The organism is Clostridium sp. CF012 (assembly GCF_018861755.1).
Classification (GTDB): Bacteria; Bacillota; Clostridia; order Clostridiales; family Clostridiaceae; genus Clostridium_AD.
Genome location: NZ_JAHLEF010000150.1, coordinates 1 through 516, shown reverse-complemented (window position 1 = coordinate 516; position 516 = coordinate 1). Strand labels below are relative to the sequence as shown.

Sequence of the window (516 nt, the reverse complement as noted above, 5' to 3'; positions counted from 1 at the left end):
GGTTGTAGGTTCAATTCCTATTGCTAGCTCCATTTAAAATTTAATAAGGCTCCTTGGTCAAGCGGTAAAGACACCACCCTTTCACGGTGGTAACAGGGGTTCAATTCCCCTAGGAGTCACCACCAAAACATATATGGGAGCATAGCTCAGCTGGGAGAGCATCTGCCTTACAAGCAGAGGGTCACAGGTTCGAACCCTGTTGTTCCCACCATATATGGCTCAGTAGCTCAGTTGGTTAGAGTGCTGCCCTGTCACGGCAGAGGTCGAGGGTCCGAGTCCCTTCTGAGTCGCCATATTTTTGCTAGCATGGCTCAACGGTAGAGCAGCTGACTTGTAATCAGCAGGTTGTAGGTTCAATTCCTATTGCTAGCTCCAAAAAAGTTCTAAACTAATGTTTAGAACTTTTTTAGTTTACTGAAAAATCATTAGATTTTATCGGCATTTAAGAAAAGTGCTTAATAATAGAAAGTACATATTACCGCAAATGCATTTGTAGTAATATGTACTTTCTATTAT

4 tRNA genes are annotated in these 516 nt (G+C 42.1%); all 4 read left to right on the top strand.

Annotated elements, in window-relative coordinates:
• Positions 1-47 precede the first annotated feature (47 nt).
• The 4 genes from KPL50_RS26805 to KPL50_RS26790 all read left to right on the top strand — a co-directional run bounded on the left by KPL50_RS26805 (position 48) and on the right by KPL50_RS26790 (position 375).
• Positions 48-122 (top strand) — tRNA-Glu (locus KPL50_RS26805).
• A 13-nt stretch (positions 123-135) separates the two neighbouring features.
• Positions 136-211, top strand: a tRNA-Val gene (locus KPL50_RS26800).
• 5 nt (positions 212-216) lie between these two features.
• A tRNA-Asp gene (locus KPL50_RS26795) sits at positions 217-293 on the top strand.
• A gap of 7 nt (positions 294-300) precedes the next feature.
• Positions 301-375, top strand: a tRNA-Thr gene (locus tag KPL50_RS26790).
• Positions 376-516: the final 141 nt, after the last annotated feature.